The following is an 18,166-nucleotide window of genomic DNA, read 5'->3' on the forward strand; positions in this document are numbered from 1 at the left end:
TCAGGCGGCGATCAGCGCTTCCCCATCGTGGCGCGCGATGGCGACGTCGACGACAGCGCCGACGGAGAGGCCGGGCGGCAGGCGCACCAGCGCGAAGCCCTCCGTATGGCCGACGTCGCCCCGCTCGACGAGGACACTCTGGCGGGTGCCGACCTGGGTGGCCAGAAACCGCCGGCGGGCCTCTGCGCCGACGGCGCGCAGGCGCCCGGCGCGCTCCTTCACCACTTCGCGCGGCAATTGCGGCATGCGCGCCGCCGGCGTGCCGGGCCGCGGCGAGAAGGGGAAGACATGGAGGTGCGTCAGCCCGCATTCGCCGACGATGGCGAGCGAGCGCGCGAACATCTCCTCCGTCTCGGTCGGAAAGCCGGCGATGATGTCGGCGCCGAAGACGATGTCGGGCCGTGCCCGCCGCACGCTTTCGCAGAAGCGGATGGCGTCCTCGCGCAGGTGCCGGCGCTTCATGCGCTTCAGGATGATGTCGTCGCCGGCCTGCAGTGACAGGTGCAGATGCGGCATCAGCCGCCGCTCGCCGGCGATGGCGGCGAGGAGCTCCTCGTCCGCCTCGACGGAATCGATGGACGACAGACGCAGCCGCGGCAGGTCCGGCACGTGCCTGAGGATCTGGCCGACGAGCCGGCCGAGCGGCGGCGCGCCCGGCAGGTCGCGACCATAGGCCGTGAGATCGACGCCGGTCAGCACCACCTCGCGATAGCCGTTGTCGACGAGGCGTTTGACAGCCTCGACCACTGCGCCCATCGGCACCGAGCGGGAGTTGCCGCGCCCGTACGGGATGATGCAGAACGTGCAGCGGTGGTCGCAGCCGTTCTGCACCTGCAGGAAGGCACGTGCATGGCCGTCGAAGCCGTCGACGAGATGCGTCGCCGTCTCGCGCACCGTCATGATGTCGCCGACGGCCGCCTTCTCGCCGGCGGCGAGCCCGCGCCAGCTCGCCGCCTCGAGCTTCTCGGCATTGCCGAGAACCTTCGCGACCTCGGGCATCGTCGTGAAGCTCGCCGGGTCGACCTGTGCCGCGCAGCCGGTGACGACGATCGAGGCGTCGGGCCGCTCACGCTTGAGGCGGCGGATGGTCTGGCGCGCCTGGCGCACCGCCTCGCTGGTGACGGCGCAGGTGTTGACGACGACGAGTTCGTCGTGCCCCGCCGCCTCGGCGTGGCGCTTCATGACCTGCGACTCGACGATGTTGAGCCGGCAGCCGAAGGTGACAACCTCGACGCCCATCAGGCCGTTTCCGCAAAGAGCTCCGCGGCGAACCGGCCTTCGTGCTCCAATTCGACCGGCCCCGTCATCATGACGTGGCCGTCGCTCTCGCGCCAATCGATGAAGAGGTCACCGCCCGGCAGGGTGATGCGCACCTTGCGACCGGCGAGGCCCTTGCGCGCGGCCGCGACGGCGACGGCGCAGGCGGCCGAGCCGCAGGCGCGCGTCAGGCCGGCGCCGCGCTCCCACACCTTGACGACCACGTGCTCCCGGCTCTTCACCGCGGCGAGCGAGATGTTCGCCTTCTCGGGGAAGATCGGATGGTTCTCGAGGAGCGGCCCGAGGCGGGCGAGGTCGTGGGCCTCGACATCCTCCACCCAGAAGATGGCGTGCGGGTTGCCCATGCTGACCACCGAGGGCGAGTGCAGCGCCGGCGCGTCGATCGGGCCCATCTGCAGTTCGATGGCGCGCGTGTCGCGGAACTCCTCCGCGAGCGGGATCTCGTCCCACCGCAGGCGGGGCGCGCCCATGTCGATGGTGAAGAGCCATTCACCCTCGCGCCGGCAGGCGAGCAGCCCGGCCTCGGTCTCGAGCAGGAGTTCGTCGCGCGCTCCGTCCCGCGTCAGTGCCCAGGCGACGCAGCGCGTGCCGTTGCCGCAGGAGGCGGAGAGCGAGCCATCCACGTTGTAGATCAGCATGAAGGCGTGGGTGCCGGGCGTGCGCGGGTCGTTGAGCACCATCAGCTGGTCGAAATGCGAGGCGGGATCGGCCGCGATGGCGCGCGCCTCGGCGGGCGTGACGACGTGCCGCTGCCCGCGCAGGTCGAGCACGACGATCTCGTTGCCGAGGCCGTTCATCTTGAGAAAGGGGTGTCCGATCAGCGCGTTCATCGTATTGTCCGGCGGCCGGGCCGCGAAATTCCTCCGGTATATGGGCCATGTCGCGCAAAAGCGCGAGTCCCTTCCGCAACGGCGCGTCTCGCGGCCTCGCCCAAAGCCGCCTATGGTCGGGGAGACTGGGCAGGGCGATTCGCGGGTTTGCGCGAAACGGTTGGGTGCAGCAGATGACGACGGCTTCGTGGCCCTTGATCGGTGCGGCTCGCGGCGGGATCTGCGCTGCCGCTTGCGCTCTCGTCTTCGTGCTCGCGGGACCGGCGGCAGCCGCACCGGCGCCGGCCGATGCCCCGGCTGTTGGCGCTGCTTCGGCCGCTCCCGCCGAAGCCGTTCCGCCGGCGGACGCTCCGCCCCCGCCGCCGAGCCTGTCGACACCCGCGCAGCCGACGCTCGTGCCGCCGCCGGCCAATGCCGGCGACGTCGACGAGGTGGTGCTGCCGGAGAAGTTGGCCGCCATCGCGGGCGGACGGGCGCAATGGGACGATATCGTCAGGACCCTTAAGGACGCTTTCGGCAAGCTGCGCAACTTTCTCGACGGTGCCGGTGTCAAGATCGCGGGCCGCCCCGTGGTGCTCTTCCTCGAGACCGACGACACCGGGTTCCGCTACGACGCGCTGCTGCCGGTCGAGACGGCCCCGGCTGCGGGCGCAGCCCCGCCGCCGCAAGGCATCCGCTTCGGCACGACGCCATCGGGCAAGGCCCTGCGCTTCGTGCACAAGGGCCCTTACGACGAGATCGATTCCACCTACGAGGCGATCACCGCCTATCTCGACGCCAAGGCCATCACGGTCCGCGACATGTTCATCGAGGAATATGCGACGGACCTGACGAGCGGCGACAATGCCGGCCTCGAGGTCTACATCTACGTTCAGCCGGTCGAGGCGGGCGCGCCTCCGCCCGCCGCCCCTCCTGGCAGCGCGCCGCCGCCGGCCTCCGCGCCCCCGCCCGCCACGCCGGCAGAGCCAGGTACAGACGCCCCGAAGACACCAGAAGCGGGAGCCCCGCAATGAGCGAGATCGCGGTCAAGCGCGTCTACGATCCGCCGGAGAAGGGGGACGGCAAGCGCATCCTGGTGGACCGGCTGTGGCCGCGCGGCATCGCCAAGGAGACGGCGCCGTGGGATCTGTGGCTGAAGGAGGTCGCGCCCTCGCCGGACCTGCGCAAGTGGTTCGGCCACGAACCGGCGAAGTGGGGGGAATTCCAGGCCCGTTACCGCGCGGAGCTCGAGGCGGCGCAGAGCGATGCCAAGGCAGGTCTTGCGATGCTGCGGGCCGAGGCAAAGAAGGGCAAGATCACGCTGCTGTCGGCCGCTCGCAACCGTGAACAGAACAGTGCCGTGCTGCTAAGGGCATTTTTGCTGGGGCGGCAGGAATAGGCTTCATTCCGGCCCGCCGCATGCAGACATCGCCGCCGAAGCTCCTCCCTCCCCCCACGCAGTGGGGGGAGGGGAACAGCGCGGCTCGTATGTGGCCTCTCGATCTTTATCTCTGCAGCGTCTCTGCAGCGGGCGAGACGGCGGCGCTCATTCCCTTTTCCTTGACTCGCAAGGCCTGCCGCAGCATAAGGACGCGGTCAAAGCCCGAACGGTCCGTTCGCGAGCCGCCGCCCAGCCCGTGAGGCTGGAGGTCAACACCCGACAGCGCGTTGCGCCCTCGGGTGCGTTTCGCTTTGGGCCCTCGGGTCACGGGAAGACATGATGCGACGCGCTGAGGCGGACATTGCGGAACGGATCGGGGCGGCCCATGTCGGGCGCAGTGCCTCGTCCTGCCCGCGTGCCGGCAGGACCCCATCGGAGGACCGCTAGACGATGTTCGAAAGCCTGTCCGACAAGCTGTCCGGCATTCTCGGCTCCCTGACGCGTCGCGGCGCGCTGACCGAGAACGACGTCAACGAGGCCCTGCGCGAGGTGCGCCGCGCGCTGCTCGAGGCGGATGTCGCGCTCGAGGTGGTGCGCTCCTTCACCGATACGGTGCGCAGCCGCGCCGTCGGCACCGAGGTCATCAAGTCGGTCTCTCCCGGCCAGATGGTCGTCAAGATCGTCCACGACGCCCTCGTCGAGATGCTCGGCAAGGAGGCCGAGGGGATCGATCTCAACGCCCCCGCGCCCGTCGGCATTCTCATGGTCGGCCTGCAGGGCTCGGGCAAGACGACGACGACGGCCAAGATCGCCCGGCGCCTCTCCGACAGGATGAAGCGCCGCGTGCTCATGGCCTCGCTCGACACGCGCCGCCCGGCGGCCATGGAGCAGCTCGCCGTGCTCGGCAAGCAGGTGGGCGTCGACACGCTGCCCATCGTCGCCGGCCAGTCGGCGGTGCAGATCGCCCGTCGCGCCATGGAGGCGGCCCGCCTCGGCGGCTACGACGTCGTCATGCTCGACACCGCCGGCCGCGTTACGGTCGACGAGGCGCTGATGGCGGAGGCGGCCGAGGTGCGTGCCGCGACTGCGCCGCACGAGGTGCTGCTCGTCGCCGACAGCCTCACCGGCCAGGATGCGGTCAATACCGCTAAGGCCTTCGACGGGCGCCTCGGCGTCACCGGCATCGTGCTGACCCGGATGGACGGCGACGGCCGTGGCGGCGCCGCGCTCTCCATGCGCGCCGTTACCGGCAAGCCCATCAAGCTCGTCGGCACAGGCGAGAAGGTCGATGCGCTCGAAGAGTTCCACCCCGGGCGCGTCGCCAACCGCATCCTCGGCATGGGCGACATCGTCTCTCTCGTCGAGAAGGCGGCCGAGACCATCGACGCCGAGAAGGCCAAGCGCATCGCCGACAAGATGCGCAAGGGCGCCTTCGACCTCGACGACCTGCGCGAGCAGCTCGGCCAGATGGAGAAGATCGGCGGCATGAAGGGCGTGCTCGGCATGCTGCCGGGCATCGGCAAGATGAAGGCCCAGCTCGAGAACGCCAATCTCGACGACAAGGTCATCCGCCGCCAGCGCGCCATCATCGATTCCATGACGCCGAAGGAGCGGCGCAACCCCGACATTCTCAAGGCCAGCCGCAAGAAGCGCATCGCCGCCGGCTCCGGCACCAAGGTCGAGGACGTCAACAAGCTGCTGAAGATGCACCGCCAGATGGCCGACGTCATGAAGATGATGGGCAGGGGGGGACGCGGCGGCATGGGCGGGGCGCTCGGCAAGATGTTCGGCCTCGGGGGCGGCATGCCGCAGCCGACGCCGGAGATGCTGGAGCAGCTCAAGGGGCAATTGCCCGGCGGCCTGCCCGAGACCATGCCCGGTGGCGCCGGCGGCCTGCCGCCGCTGCCGCCCGGCGGTTTCGGGGCGCCGAAGCTGCCCGGCCTGCCGGGGCTCGGCGGCAAAGGGCCGGGAGCGCCCGGTCTTCCCGGCTTCCCCTTCGGCAAGAAGAAGTGAGCCTTTGAAGAGATCAACCCGCTGCGCGTGCGGCGGCTGATATCGGCTCCGGCGGACCTCTGGGTGCCGCCGGGCTGGACCAACTGAAAGTGGAAAGGAAGAACCTATGTCTCTCAAGATCCGCCTGACGCGCGGCGGCGCCAAGAAGCGCCCCTACTACCGCATCGTCGTCGCCGATTCGCGCTCCCCGCGTGATGGCCGCTTCATCGAGAAGATCGGCACCTACGATCCGATGAAGGCCAAGGACGATCCGGCCCGCGTCGCGCTCGACATCGAGAAGGCCAAGGCCTGGATCGCCAAGGGCGCCCAGCCGACCGACCGCGTGCTGCGCTTCCTCGACAACGCCGGCGTCCTGAAGCGCCCGGCCCGCAACAACCCGCAGAAGGCCCAGCCGGGCAAGAAGGCACAGGAGCGCGCCGCCGAGCGTGCCGCCGCGGCCGAGGCCGCTGCCGCGCCGGCTGAAGCCGCCGCCGAGGCGTGAGCCGCCGCTCCTCAAGGGCGACCGGGCCGTCGTCCGCCGCCCCCGCTTCGTCGGGCGCGGCGCGGCGGCTCGTGCTCGTCGGCGAGTTCGGCCGCGCGCAGGGGCTCAGGGGCGAGGTGCGGCTCAAGTCCTACACCGCCGAGCCGGCGGCCATCGCCCGCTTCACGACCCTGCAGAGCGAGGACGGCAGCCGCCGCTTCCGCATCGAGGCGGCGCGACCCGTCGCCGGCACGGCCGACATGCTCGTCGTGCGCGTCGCCGGCATCACCGACCGCACGGCGGCCGAGGCGCTGACGCGCCTGCGCCTCTATGTCCCGCGCGAGAGCCTCGATGCCGAGACACTCGACGAGGACGAATACCTGCAGGCCGACCTCATCGGCCTTGCCGTTCACAATCCGGCCGGCACGGTGCTCGGCCGCATCGTCGCCCTGCACGATTTCGGGGCGGGCGACGTCATGGAGGTCGCCCCGGCGGAGGGCGGCCCCACCGTGATGTGGCCGTTCACCAAGGCGTTCGTGCCGGAGGTGGACATCGTCGGCGGCCGGGTGGTCGTGGCGGCGGAGAGCCTCGCTGCGGGCGACGAGGACGACGAGGGCGAGGGCTGACCCATGTGGCAGGCCACCGTCCTCACCCTCTATCCGCAGATGTTTCCGGGCCCGCTCGGCGAGAGCCTCTCGGGCGAGGGGTTGGCGCGCGGCCTGTGGCAGCTCGACACCCATGACATCCGCGCCCACGGCCTCGGCCGCCACCGGGCGGTGGACGACACGCCCGCCGGCGGCGGCGCCGGCATGGTGCTGCGCGCCGACGTGCTCGCCGCCGCCATCGATGCCGCCGCGCCCGCGGACGACCCGCGGCCGCGCCTCCTCATGAGCCCCCGGGGGCGCCCGCTCGACCAGCCGCGCGTGCGCGCCCTTGCCGCCGGCCCCGGCGCGGTCATCGTCTGCGGCCGCTTCGAGGGCGTCGACGAGCGCGTCATCGAGGGACGCGGGCTCGAGGAGGTGTCGATCGGCGATTACGTGCTCTCCGGCGGCGAGATCGCGGCCATGGTGCTGATGGACGCCTGCGTGCGCCTCCTGCCCGGTGTCATGGGCAAGGAGGCCTCGGGCGAGGAGGAGAGCTTCGAGGGCGGCCTGCTCGAATATCCCCATTACACGCGCCCGCGCGAATGGGAGGGGCGTGCCATTCCCGACGTGCTGCTGTCCGGCAATCACGCCGCCATCGCGCGGTGGCGGCGCGAAGAAGCGGAGCGGTTGACGCGCGCGCGCCGCCCGGACCTGTGGCAACAGCGGAAGACTTGAAAGAAGCCGCGCCTATTTCTTGCCGTTGCCGGCGAAGGCCGCCGTCACGCCGAGGCCGATGTAGAGGCCGCCGCTGACATAGCGCTCAAGTCTGAGGAAGTCGCGGCTGCGCTTCAGCCAGTTGCCCGCCGTGCCGGCCGCGAGCGCATAGAGACCGTCGGTCACGAGGCCGAGGGCCGTGAAGATGAAGCCCAGCAAGGCGATCTGCATCGCCACGTAGCCGCGGCTCACCTCCACGAACTGCGGCAGGAAGGCGAGGAAGAACAGCGCCGTCTTCGGATTGAGCAGGTTGACGATGAAGCCGTCGCGGAAGAGCCGCGCATGGCTGTGGCGGGGCAGGGCTACATCGACCGAGGTGATTTCGGCGGGGCCGAAGAGCTTCCGGAGGCCGAGCCAGATAAGATAGGCCGCGCCCGCATATTTGACGATGCTGAAGGCGAGCGCCGAGGAAGCGAGCACCGCGGACAGGCCGACGGCCGCGGCGAAGACATGCACCAGCGTCGCCGCATGGATGCCGGCGATGGAGACGAAGCCGGCGAGTCGCCCCTGCTCGATCGAGCGGGCGAAGATGAAGAGCACGGCCGGGCCGGGGATCAGAAGCAGAAGAAGGGCGGCGCTGACGAACAGGCCGAGATTGGCGGCGCCGGGGATGACGATGTCCATTCCGCACGTCCTCGCGAAGGATTTTCGCCATCAAGCCTGCGGCCGGGCGAAGCTGTCAATCGGGATTTGCCAGCGGCAGATGGTGGGTCGGTGCTCTCACCCTCTCCCCGCAGGCGGGCAGAGGGTGAGAAGCAAAGACGAATGCGGGTCAAACAAGATCGGGCAGCAGCAAGGGCAGCCTGTGCCCGACGCGGGCCTTAGCTCTTGGCGCCCTTGGCGCGGTCGATGCCTTCCTGGACCAGGCGGCGGGCTTCCTCTGCGTCGCCCCAGCGCACCACCTTCACCCACTTGCCGGGCTCGAGGTCCTTGTAGTGCTCGAAGAAGTGCTCGATCTGCCTGAGCGTGATCTCGGGCAGGTCCGTGTAATTCTCGCAGCGGTCGTAGCGTTTGGTGAGCTTGCGCGACGGCACGGCGATGATCTTCTCGTCCTGACCCGCCTCATCCTCCATGATGAGGACGCCGACCGGGCGGCACGACATCACGGCGCCGGGCACGATGGCGCGCGTGTTGGCGATCAGCACGTCACAGGGGTCGCCGTCATCGGAGAGCGTGTGGGGAATGAACCCGTAGTTCCCCGGATAGCGCATGGCCGTGTAGAGGAAGCGGTCGACGACCAGCGTGCCGGCCTCCTTGTCGAGTTCGTACTTGATCGGCTCGCCGCCGATCGGCACCTCGATGACGACATTGACGTCGTGGGGCGGATTCTTGCCGATCGCGATCGCGTCGAGACGCATGGATATGTCACTCCTGAGGGCAGATGGTGCGCCGCACCCTTGCGGCCGCCCCTCTAGTACGCACGTGCGACCGGCTTCGCAAGCCGGCCCTTCATGTACAAGGCAGTGTCAGGCGAAGGTATAGGCGACCTTGGCACAGGACCGGCCGCCGAAGAGGGCGCTAGTTTCGGCCGCGACGCGTCCGCCCAGGCGCTCGTAGAAGCGGCAGGCACGCTCGTTGTCGGCAAGCGCCCAGACGACAAGGCCGCGCCGGCCCTCCGCCGCCAGTTCCTGCCGGGCTGCGGCGAACAGGCGGGTGCCAAGGCCGATACCCTGCATCACGGGGTCGATATAGAGCTCGTCGATCTCGCCGCCCTGTGGCAGGTTGAGGCTGCGCGTCGGCCCGTAGATAGCATAGCCCGCCAGCTTCCCGCCGAAATCGACGACGCTGATGCGGCGTGGCCGCGTCACCGCGTTGCGCCACCAGCGCGGGCCGCGCCGGGCGAGCATCTGCTCCAGGACGACGCCGGGCAGAACGCCCCGGTAGGCTTCCTTCCAGGCCGCATCATGCACCGCCGCCAGTTCCACCGCATCGGTGGGGCGTGCCGGTCGCAGGCTGATGACGAGCTCGCTCATGACAACCAAAATACGCGCGCTTCGCCCCCCCTTACAAGGCCCACACGCCTTGTTGAACAGGCTTTGTGTATCTACATCGGTGAGATTGCAGGCCTCGACCGGGGCTGCTATGCCCCGCGGGATGAAAGCCGTCTGCGCGCCGGGACCGTTCTGATGATGAGCGGGACCAATGGCCGCATGTGTCGAGAGGACGCTTGATCAACCGTTTCCGAAAGCCGGAGGAGCGCTATCGGCGCCGCATGGCGCGCATCGCCCGCTGGGACAGACCCGTCGCCGACGGGCTCGACCGCTGGCGCGCTTGGGTCAACATGGTCTTCGTCGATCATGGCATCTTCCGGCTCGCCTACCTCAACCGTCACCGCGTGACCGAGCGCTTCTGGCGCGCGGCCCAGCCGGCGCCGCACCAGATCCGTGCGGCGGCGCGGGCCGGCGTTCGGACCATCGTCAACCTGCGCGGTGGCCGTGAATACGGCTCCTGGCCGCTCGAGCGCGAGGCCTGCGAACAGCTCGGCATCCGGCTGACCGATTTCGTCGTGCGCTCGCGCGGAGCGCCCGACCGTGCGACGATCCTCGCGGCCAAGGATTTTTTCGAGACGCTGGAATATCCGGTCCTGGTCCACTGCAAGTCGGGCGCCGACCGGGCCGGCTTCATGGCGGCGCTCTACCTCGTCATCCACGAAAAGCGGCCAGTGGCCGAGGCGATGCGGCAGCTCTCGCTGCGCTTCGGCCATTTCCGCTTTGCCAAGACCGGCATTCTCGATGCTTTCTTCGAGACCTACCGGCGCGAGGGTGAACCCAGGGGGCAGGATTTCCTGACCTGGGTTGCCGAGAGCTACGATCCCGAGCGGCTGGAACGCGAGTTCAAGCCCGGCTTCTTCTCCGACATGATCGTCGACCGCATCATGCGGCGCGAGTGAAATTGCCAGGTTATTTCGCCTGCACGGGCGTGACGTCGTCGGCGAGCTGCAGGCGGTAGAGCTTGGCATAGATGCCGTCGCGGGCGACGAGTTCGTCGTGCCGCCCGGTCTCCGCAATGCGCCCACCGTCCATGACGACGATGAGATCCGCATCGCGCACCGTCGACAGGCGATGGGCGATGACGATGGTGGTGCGCCCGCGCATCAGGCGGGCGAGCGCCTCCTGCACGGCCTTCTCCGATTCGGTGTCCAGCGCGCTTGTCGCCTCGTCGAGGAGAAGGATCGGCGCATCCTTCAGGATGGCGCGGGCCAGCGCGATGCGCTGGCGCTCGCCGCCCGAAAGACGCGCCCCGGCGCTGCCGACCCGCGTGCCATAGCCCTCCGGCAGGCGCATGATGAAGTCGTGCGCGGCCGCCGCCTTCGCCGCCGCCTCGATGGCCCCGTCATCGGCACCGGGGCGGCCGAAGGCGATGTTGGCGCGCACGGTGTCGTCGAACAGCACCACCTCCTGGCTGACGACGGCGATGTTGGTGCGCAGGCTGGCGAGCGTCGCCGCGCGCACGTCCGTGCCGTCGATGGTGACGCGCCCCTGCGTGACGTCATAAAGGCGCGGCACCAGTGACATCAGAGTGGACTTGCCCGAGCCGGATCGACCGACGAGCGCCGTGGTGCGTCCCGCCGGCAGGATGAGGTCGATGCCGTCGAGGGCCGGCACGTCGGAGCGGTAGTGGAAGTGCACGTTCTCGAAGCGAACGAGGCCGGAGGAGACGACGAGCGGCCGGGCACCGGGCCGGTCGAGGATGGTCGGCTTCTCGTCCATCACCGCGAAATAGCGCTTCAGCGCCGCCATGGCCTCCTGGACGATGGCGTTGAGATTGCCGATGGCGCGGATGGGCTGCGCCGCCATCAGCAAGGCGGCGACGAAGCCGGTGAAGTCGCCGACCGTGCTCTCGCCGCGCATGATGCGCCAGCCGATCAGCACCAGCACTCCCGCGACGGCGACGCCGCCGCCGATCTCGAGCAGAGGGTCGAGCTTGGCGCGGGCGTTGGCCGCCTTCATCCTGAGCGCGCGAACGGTCTCGAAGGCATCCGCTGCGCGCTGCTTCAGATAGTCCTCGAGCGAGAAGACCTTGGCGACACGCACGCCGGCGAGGCTCTCCGACACGTGGCTCGCCATGGCGCCGATCTCCTCCTGCGTCGAGGTGGCGACGCGGCGTAGCTTGCGGCCGATGCGCGAGATGGGCAGCGAGGCGAAGGGCGCGACGACAGCTGCGGCGAGCGTCAGCCACGGGTCGATCCACAGCATGGAGATGACGAGGGCGATCACCATGCCGAGATCGCTGAGGAAGACCGTGAAGACGCGCGTCAGCGCCTCCTTGATGAAGGCGAAATCCGTGGTGAAGCGCTGCGTCAGTGCCGCCGGGCTCTCGCGTCCGAGCTGGGCAATGTCGGCATCGATGAGGTGGGCATAGAGCGCGGTCTGCATGTCGGCCTCGACGCGCGTCACCACCTTGTTGGTGAGCACCGCGCGCCCCCACAGCGCTCCGCCGCGGATCGCTGTCAGCACGATGACGAGGACGGGCCCGAGGAGGAGTGCCTCCTCGTTCTTCTGCTCGAAGGCGTTGAAGGCCTCCTTGATGAGCAGCGGATAGGCGCCGGTGGCCGCCGAGACGACGGCGATGAGCAGGAGCACGAGCGCCAGCGTTCGCCAGTGGGGCCGTACCCATTCGCGCCACAGGCGCATGAGGGTCGGCAGGGTGTCTCTCGTGACGAGGGGCGGGCGCTTGCTCATGTGCTGAGCCGCTAGCACGGGGCGCCGCCCCGTACAACGGGCGGCACGCGGTCAGGCCGTCGCAGGCCGGGGGCCCAGGAACCGGAGGCACACGAGCGCCCAGGCGATGCCGGCGCTCCAGCCCGCCAGCACGTCCGATGGCCAGTGCACGCCGAGAAAGACACGGCTGAGCCCGACGATGACGATCATGGCGACAGCCGCGGCAAGGACGAAGTGGCGCGCCGCAGGGTTCGACTGGCCGGCTGCCGCGAGTGCTCCGATGACCAGGAAGAGTGTCGCCGTCAACATCGCATGGGCGCTGGGGAAGCTCGGCGTGTAGACCATGACCTCGTGGTTGACGAGCTCGGGCCTCGCGCGGGCGATGATATGCTTCAGGCCCGTGTTCAGAACGACCCCGCCAATGAAGGCGATGGCGATCACGCCCGCATCCCGGCGTGCGCCGTCCGCGATGCAATAGGCGATCGCCGCAAGGGCCATGAACACCAGCACCGTGATGCTGCCGAGCGCCGTAGCATCGCGTGCGGCGACGATGAGCCACCACGGCCCGATGGGATTGCCTTCCCCATCGCGCAGGGCGAGCAGGATGCTGCGGTCGAGAGCTCCGATCGTCCCGGCGCCGAGGCTGACGGCCATGAGGACGAAGGGCAGGGCTGCAAGGCCGATCAAGGGCCACCCGGCCCGCCAGGGGACGACGGATTGGTGTGTGGACGCCATCGGAAGGCCGGACAATGTCTAGCCTGCCAGCTTGGCGGCTATCGGGCCGAAGGCATAGACAACCTGCTCGTAGACGCCCCGTTTGAAGGGAATGACAAGTTCAGGCAGCCGCTCCAGGCGCTCCCAGCGCCAGCTGTCGAACTCGGCCTTGTGGCCGTCGCCAGGGTGGGCGACGTCGATCTCGCTTTCGTCCCCGTCGAAACGGAAAGCAAACCAGCGCTGCTTCTGGCCGCGGTAGCGGCCCTTCCAGGCCTTGCCCATGAAGGCGCCGGGCAGGTCATAGGTGAACCAGTCGGGCGCCTCGGCGATGAGCGAGATCGAGCGGATGTTAGTCTCCTCGTACAGCTCGCGCATGGCCGCTTCCTGTGGCGATTCACCATCATCGATGCCGCCCTGGGGCATCTGCCAGGCGTGATCGGGGCTCACCTTCTCCGTATTGCCGTTGACCGGTCGCCGGCCGATGAAGACAAGCCCCTGCGCATTGAACAGCGCGATGCCGACACAGGGCCGATAGGGCAGATGTTCGAAACCCGACATGTTCAGCCTTTGGAATTGGCGATGAGGGACGTCGCCGGCACGAGCAGCACGCCACGGCGCTCGAGGCTCGCGGTCCAGCGTGCCAGCTGGCGCAGGAGGGAAGGAGATCCTTCGGCGACGACGATCGCGCGGCCGTTGCGCTGGGCCAGCCGCTCGGCCCGCGCGAAGGCCTGCTCCACGGCTTCGGCGGGCATCGTCTGCGGCAGCAGGAGGTCAGATCCCCCGGCGGCCATCAGGAGCAGGCCGCGTTGCTCGGCTTGCTGCGCAAGCGGCCCGAGCCGGTCCGCGCTCGTCGCGGTGAGGATGCCGGCGTAGCCGGCAAAGCGTGCCATCGCAGTGATGAGGTCGCCGCCCGGAATCTCCGCGGGCAGCGACAGCAGGACTTCGTGCCCGCTCTGCCGCGCGGCTGCCGCGGCCTGCGGCAGGTCGACACCGGCCGCGGCGAGCGCCAGCGTGACGTCGGCCGGCAAGGTCTCGATGGCCTGCCGCGTTGCCGCCTCGGAAAGCCCGAGCCCGTCGACCACCACCGCGATGCGGGCGGGAGCCATGGCGGCGTGCGGAGGTGTCGGCCGCGCATAGACCTCGGCCGCCCGGCTGCCGTCATCGCCGATGCGCGGCAGGGGACCGGCCGGCGTGTCGGCCGTGACGCGCGGATCCGGCGCCGGCGCAAGGCCGGGCTCGCTGCCGTCCGGCACGGAGATGATGATGGCGCCGGGCACGTTGCCGGCCGGCCGGACCACGGCGACGCCGGCCTGCTGCTCGATGTCGGATGCGGGCCTGCGATTGCTTGCGGGTGGAGCGGCATTGCTCGGAGGTGCCGGCTTGGTGGCGGCCGGTACGTCCGCCTGTGCCGGTACCGCGGGGATTGCCGCAACCGGCGTCGCGGCGGGCCGCAACGCAGAGCGCGAGATCAGCCCCCCGGTTAGAAGATGCCCGCCAAAGAGAAGGACGGCCCCTATCGCGACACCCCAGACGAGGCCGAAACGCAGCAGGCGCTCCCGGCCGGACGCTGCGGGACGGCGGCCGTTGTCGCGTCCGAGCGGTTTGTCGAGATCCTTCAGCGTCGCTTGCGGCAAGATCGGCGTCTCCGACCGAGAGGTTCCGCGCTGGACCCTTGTCAGGGTCACGAATCACACGGCCCACGCCGCATTCTTTCAAGAATACGGGTGAGCCGTCGAGATGGCGCGCCCGGCAGGGCCGCGTCTGTCAGTTGGGAACGGCGGACTTCTCGGCCGTGGTCGCGGCGTCCTTGCGCGTGCCCTTCAGCAGCTCGAGCGCCGCCTTGAGCTGGGTGTCCTTCTCCGGGTCGGTCGGGACATAGGCCGACGAGCCGGAGGCTTCCTCCTCGCCGTTCTTCAGGTGGCCGCGCAGGCCCGCCTCGCCTTTGGTCTCGTCCTTGCCCTTGAGTTCGTCCGGCACGTCCTGCAGCACCTCGCGGTCCGGTTCGATGCCCTTGGCCTGGATCGAACGGCCGGAAGGCGTGTAGTAGCGGGCCGTGGTCAGGCGCAGGGCACCGTTGCCGCCGAGCGGGATGATGGTCTGCACGGAGCCCTTGCCGAAGGACCGGGTGCCGAGCACCGTCGCCCGCTTGTGGTCCTGCAGCGCGCCGGCGACGATTTCGGAAGCCGAGGCAGAGCCGCCGTTGATGAGCACGACCACGGGCTTGCCCTTGGTCAGGTCACCGGCCTTGGCGTTGAAACGCTGCGTCTCATCCGCATTGCGGCCGCGGGTGGAGACGATCTCGCCCCGATCCAGGAAGGCGTCGGAGACGAGGATCGCCTGGTCGAGCAGCCCGCCCGGGTTGTTGCGCAGGTCGAGCACGTAGCCCTTCAGCTTGTCGCCCGGCAGCTCCGCCGCGATCTTCTCGACGGCGGTCTTGAGATTCTCGAAGGTCTGCTCGTTGAATTGGGTCACGCGGATGTAGCCGACGTCGCCTTCGGTGCGCGAGCGTACGGCACGGATGCGGATGGTGTCGCGCGTCAGCGAGACCTCCACCGGGTCGCTCTGTCCCTTGCGGCGGATTGTCAGCTTCACGGTTGTGTTGACCGGGCCGCGCATCTTGTCGACGGCCTGATTGAGGGTGAGGCCCTGCACCTGCTCGCCATCGATATGCGTGATCAGGTCGTTGGCGAGGACACCCGCTCGGGCGGCTGGCGTGTCGTCGATGGGGCTGACGACCTTCACGAGGCCATCCTCCATCGTCACCTCGATGCCGAGGCCGCCGAACTCGCCGCGCGTCTGCACCTGCATATCGCGGTAACTCTTGGCATCCATGTAGCTCGAATGGGGATCGAGCGACGTCAACATGCCATTGATGGCCGACTCGACGAGCTTCGATTCGTCCGGCACGTCGACATAGTCGCCACGGATCTTCTCGAACACGTCGCCGAACAGGTTGAGCTGGCGGTAGGTCTCGGCCGAGGCCGCCACCGCACGGGTCGTCGTGAACAGGGGCGACTGGGTGACGACGACCGCCGCACCCGCCCCCATGAGGGCGCCCACCATCAGAAGAGAAATCTTACGCATCATCCGCGAACCTTTTCGCCCTGCGATTTCGCCCACCAGGGACCTGGGTCGATCGACCCGCCATCCTTCCGGAACTCCACGTAGAGCACGGGACCGCTCGTACCTGCAAACGCCGTCGAGAGGGGTGTCGCCGTCTCGCCCATGGCGGCGACCGGCTCTCCGGCGAGCACGAACTGTCCGAGCGCCACGGTGATCCGCTCCATGCCCGCCAGCAAGATATAGTATCCGCCGCCGGCGTTGATGATCAAGAGTTGGCCGAAGGAGCGGAACGGGCCGGCAAAGGCCACCCAGCCGTCCGACGGGGCCGAAACGATCGCGCCGTTGCGCGTCGCGATCGACATGCCCTTGGTGGTGCCGCCGAAGCCGTCCGGCGCGCCGAAACGGCGCAACGTGTTGCCGTTGACCGGCATCGGCAGCAGTCCTTTGGCTTCCGCAAAGGGTATCTTGGGGGCAAGACGCGCCGGATCGCCGAATGGTGCGGCGGCGAGACGTTCGCGCATTTCCCGCGCCTGGGCCTCTGCAGCCTGTCGCGCCTCCTCGGCGGCGCGCTGGGCGGCGGCGATCTCGCTCTCCATCTTTTGAATGAGATCGCCCAGGGATTGCGCCCGCGCAGCGAGTTCGCTGGCCTTGCGGCTTTCGTCGGCCTCGATCCGCTCCGCTTTCGCCAGCTCTTCCTGTCGGGCGTTGACGAGCGCGGCGAGGCGCTCCCGTTCGCTGGCGAGGGTGGCAAGGTCGCGCACCAGTGCCTCTCTGTCGCTGGCGATCGCGTCCTTCAGCCGCACGAGTTCGCCGAGATCGGTGGCAAGCGCTTCCGTCTCCCCCCGCAATTCGGGCAGCACGGCGCCGAGGAGGATGGAGGAACGCACCGCCTCAAGCATGTCGTCGGGGCTTGCGAGTACTGCCGGCGGCGGCCGACGCCCCATGCGCTGCAGGGCGGCCAGCACTTCGACGATAACATCGCGGCGGTTCTCCAGCGACTTGCGGATCGCCGTTTCGCTGGCGTCGAGTGTGGCGAGCCGCTGTTCGATGGCGCTTGCGCGGGCTTCCGCCGCCTTGGTGCGTTCCGTGGTCCCGATCAACGCCGCATTGAGCTTGGAACGGTCGGCGCGCAGACTCTCTGCCTCCGCGCGGATCCGGTCGCGGGCCTCCTCGCTCAGGCGCAACTGTTCTTGGAGCTTTTCGAGCTCCCGCTCCCGCGTCGCTCTCTCCTCCTCGGTCTTCGCCGCCCGGTCCAGCGCGCGCTGTGCTTCCGGCGGGATCTGCGGTACCTGTGCGGAAGGCGGCTCCTGCGAGCCTTCCGGCGCTTCCTGCGCGAGGAGCGGCGCGGCGAGGCCCGGCAGCAAGGCCAGCGCAGCGGCGATTCGGGTTGCCTCCGATGCTGTCCGGTTCAGAAGTCTCGACGGGCGCAGCGGCATCCTTCCTCCGGCAACCGGTCATTCGCGGTGGTAGGGATGACCGGCAAGGATGGTCATAGCGCGATAGAGCTGTTCTGCAACAAGCACGCGCACCAGCTGGTGCGGCAATGTCATGGCACCGAAGGACAGGACCATGCGCGCCCGCTCTCGCACTTCGGGCGCAAGGCCGTCCGCACCCCCGATCACGCATGTAAGGGCCCTGGCTCCTCCGTCGCGCCAGCCCGCGAGCCTCCGCGCGAAACCTTGGCTGTCGAGGATCTTGCCCCGTTCATCGAAGGCAACGGCGATGCTGTCACCGATCCTGTGCAGCAGCGCGACGCCTTCCTCCCGGCGTCGGTCCTCCTCGCGGCGAGCGCGGCTTTCCGACACCTCGGCCACCTCGAGCGCGGAAAAGCCAAGCGCACGCGCCCCCGCTGCGATGCGCTCCTGGTAACGCTCGATCAGCGCCCGCTCCGGCCCGGCCTTGAGACGGCCGACGGCCGCGATCGCGAGACGCATGGGGCGCTCAGCCAGCGATACGTTCGTGCGGCCGGTCGGCGCCCCACATCTTCTCGAGGTTGTAGAAGCCGCGCACCTCGGGCCTGAACACGTGAACGATCAGATCGCCGGCATCGATCAGCACCCAGTCGCAAGCCGGCACGCCCTCGACCCGCAAGGGGCCGATGCCTGCCGCTTTCAACACCTGCTGCAGCCTGTCGGCGATGGCGCCGACATGGCGATGCGAGCGGCCGGAGGTGATGATCATCGTATCGGCGATCGAGGTCTTGCCGGCGAGGTCGATTTCGACCGTCTCCTCGGCTTTCATTTCCTCGAGACAATGACGGGCGAGCGCCACAGGGTCGCCGTCGAGCCTGTCCGCGGCAGTTGGGGCCGATGAGCCGACCGCCGGGGGAGGGGAAGTATGTTCCGCCTCGCCATGGGGCATGAGATTCAGTGCCTGATCCTCTTCAATGAATGGCGCAAACCGGGCGCCACGAGCCTTAAGATAATCGT

At 69.1% G+C, this 18,166-nt stretch carries 20 protein-coding genes; 7 read left to right on the forward strand and 13 right to left on the reverse strand.

From position 1 onward, the window contains the following. Positions 1-1,239 (reverse strand): tRNA (N(6)-L-threonylcarbamoyladenosine(37)-C(2))-methylthiotransferase MtaB, encoded by a 1,239-nt coding sequence (mtaB, locus tag ASC46_RS16375; protein WP_055460372.1) that lies wholly within the window; start codon positions 1,237-1,239, stop codon positions 1-3. Continuing rightward, on the reverse strand, positions 1,239-2,108 hold the full coding sequence (dapF, locus tag ASC46_RS16380; protein WP_055460373.1) for a diaminopimelate epimerase: 870 nt from the start codon (positions 2,106-2,108) through the stop codon (positions 1,239-1,241). The genes mtaB and dapF overlap by 1 nt, the downstream gene beginning before the upstream one ends. A gap of 173 nt (positions 2,109-2,281) precedes the next feature. On the opposite strand from dapF, the gene ASC46_RS16385 reads away from it, so the two are divergent. The 6 genes from ASC46_RS16385 to trmD all read left to right on the forward strand — a co-directional run bounded on the left by ASC46_RS16385 (position 2,282) and on the right by trmD (position 7,260). Next, positions 2,282-3,121, forward strand: coding sequence for a GyrI-like domain-containing protein (locus ASC46_RS16385; RefSeq protein WP_055460374.1), 840 nt, complete (start codon positions 2,282-2,284; stop codon positions 3,119-3,121). Next, positions 3,118-3,486: a DUF488 domain-containing protein gene (locus ASC46_RS16390; RefSeq protein ID WP_055460375.1), complete on the forward strand. Its 369-nt coding sequence runs from the start codon at positions 3,118-3,120 to the stop codon at positions 3,484-3,486. Before ASC46_RS16385 ends, ASC46_RS16390 begins: the two co-directional genes overlap by 4 nt. A gap of 432 nt (positions 3,487-3,918) precedes the next feature. Beyond that, the gene (gene ffh / locus ASC46_RS16395; protein WP_055460376.1) at positions 3,919-5,481 is read left to right on the forward strand and encodes a signal recognition particle protein; all 1,563 of its coding nucleotides are present in this window, start codon (positions 3,919-3,921) and stop codon (positions 5,479-5,481) included. Positions 5,482-5,587: 106 nt separating this feature from the next. Then, a complete protein-coding gene (rpsP, locus tag ASC46_RS16400; RefSeq protein WP_055460377.1) occupies positions 5,588-5,962 on the forward strand; it encodes a 30S ribosomal protein S16 in 375 nt (124 codons plus the stop codon). Beyond that, positions 5,959-6,567, forward strand: a complete 609-nt coding sequence (gene rimM, locus ASC46_RS16405) for a ribosome maturation factor RimM (RefSeq protein ID WP_082464877.1) — start codon at positions 5,959-5,961, stop codon at positions 6,565-6,567. Before rpsP ends, rimM begins: the two co-directional genes overlap by 4 nt. Before the next feature lie 3 nt (positions 6,568-6,570). Then, the gene (gene trmD, locus ASC46_RS16410) at positions 6,571-7,260 is read left to right on the forward strand and encodes a tRNA (guanosine(37)-N1)-methyltransferase TrmD (RefSeq protein WP_055460379.1); all 690 of its coding nucleotides are present in this window, start codon (positions 6,571-6,573) and stop codon (positions 7,258-7,260) included. Positions 7,261-7,272: 12 nt separating this feature from the next. Here the strand turns inward: trmD and ASC46_RS16415 are convergent, their stop codons facing one another. The 3 genes from ASC46_RS16415 to ASC46_RS16425 all read right to left on the reverse strand — a co-directional run bounded on the left by ASC46_RS16415 (position 7,273) and on the right by ASC46_RS16425 (position 9,272). Next, entirely contained in the window at positions 7,273-7,923 is a 651-nt protein-coding gene (locus tag ASC46_RS16415; RefSeq protein ID WP_055460380.1) for a LysE family translocator, read from the reverse strand. 197 nt (positions 7,924-8,120) lie between these two features. Further along, entirely contained in the window at positions 8,121-8,657 is a 537-nt protein-coding gene (gene ppa / locus ASC46_RS16420) for an inorganic diphosphatase (protein WP_055460381.1), read from the reverse strand. A gap of 108 nt (positions 8,658-8,765) precedes the next feature. Beyond that, positions 8,766-9,272, reverse strand: coding sequence for a GNAT family N-acetyltransferase (locus ASC46_RS16425; RefSeq protein ID WP_055460382.1), 507 nt, complete (start codon positions 9,270-9,272; stop codon positions 8,766-8,768). Positions 9,273-9,466: 194 nt separating this feature from the next. On the opposite strand from ASC46_RS16425, the gene ASC46_RS16430 reads away from it, so the two are divergent. Continuing rightward, positions 9,467-10,189: a protein tyrosine phosphatase family protein gene (locus ASC46_RS16430; RefSeq protein ID WP_055460383.1), complete on the forward strand. Its 723-nt coding sequence runs from the start codon at positions 9,467-9,469 to the stop codon at positions 10,187-10,189. A 10-nt stretch (positions 10,190-10,199) separates the two neighbouring features. On the opposite strand, the gene ASC46_RS16435 is transcribed toward ASC46_RS16430, so the two are convergent. The 8 genes from ASC46_RS16435 to rsfS form a co-directional block, all read right to left on the reverse strand. Next, positions 10,200-11,981, reverse strand: coding sequence for an ABC transporter ATP-binding protein (locus tag ASC46_RS16435; RefSeq protein ID WP_055460384.1), 1,782 nt, complete (start codon positions 11,979-11,981; stop codon positions 10,200-10,202). 51 nt (positions 11,982-12,032) lie between these two features. Next, on the reverse strand, positions 12,033-12,647 hold the full coding sequence (locus ASC46_RS16440; protein WP_055460385.1) for a phosphatase PAP2 family protein: 615 nt from the start codon (positions 12,645-12,647) through the stop codon (positions 12,033-12,035). Between the two features lie 66 nt (positions 12,648-12,713). Then, on the reverse strand, positions 12,714-13,232 hold the full coding sequence (locus ASC46_RS16445) for an RNA pyrophosphohydrolase (protein WP_055460386.1): 519 nt from the start codon (positions 13,230-13,232) through the stop codon (positions 12,714-12,716). A gap of 2 nt (positions 13,233-13,234) precedes the next feature. After that, positions 13,235-14,308 carry a divergent polysaccharide deacetylase family protein gene (locus tag ASC46_RS16450; RefSeq protein WP_055460387.1) on the reverse strand — a complete coding sequence of 358 codons (1,074 nt, stop codon included), beginning with the start codon at positions 14,306-14,308 and terminating at the stop codon, positions 13,235-13,237. Positions 14,309-14,438: 130 nt separating this feature from the next. Continuing rightward, positions 14,439-15,758 carry a S41 family peptidase gene (locus ASC46_RS16455; protein ID WP_055460413.1) on the reverse strand — a complete coding sequence of 440 codons (1,320 nt, stop codon included), beginning with the start codon at positions 15,756-15,758 and terminating at the stop codon, positions 14,439-14,441. Further along, positions 15,758-17,173 (reverse strand): murein hydrolase activator EnvC family protein, encoded by a 1,416-nt coding sequence (locus tag ASC46_RS16460; RefSeq protein WP_055460388.1) that lies wholly within the window; start codon positions 17,171-17,173, stop codon positions 15,758-15,760. Before ASC46_RS16460 ends, ASC46_RS16455 begins: the two co-directional genes overlap by 1 nt. Positions 17,174-17,191: 18 nt before the next feature. Next, positions 17,192-17,671 (reverse strand): 23S rRNA (pseudouridine(1915)-N(3))-methyltransferase RlmH, encoded by a 480-nt coding sequence (gene rlmH / locus ASC46_RS16465; RefSeq protein ID WP_055460389.1) that lies wholly within the window; start codon positions 17,669-17,671, stop codon positions 17,192-17,194. Positions 17,672-17,678: 7 nt separating this feature from the next. Beyond that, entirely contained in the window at positions 17,679-18,098 is a 420-nt protein-coding gene (gene rsfS / locus ASC46_RS16470; RefSeq protein WP_071923319.1) for a ribosome silencing factor, read from the reverse strand. Positions 18,099-18,166: the final 68 nt, after the last annotated feature.

It is taken from the genome of Chelatococcus sambhunathii (assembly GCF_001418005.1).
GTDB classification, from domain to species: Bacteria; Pseudomonadota; Alphaproteobacteria; order Rhizobiales; family Beijerinckiaceae; genus Chelatococcus_A; species Chelatococcus_A sambhunathii.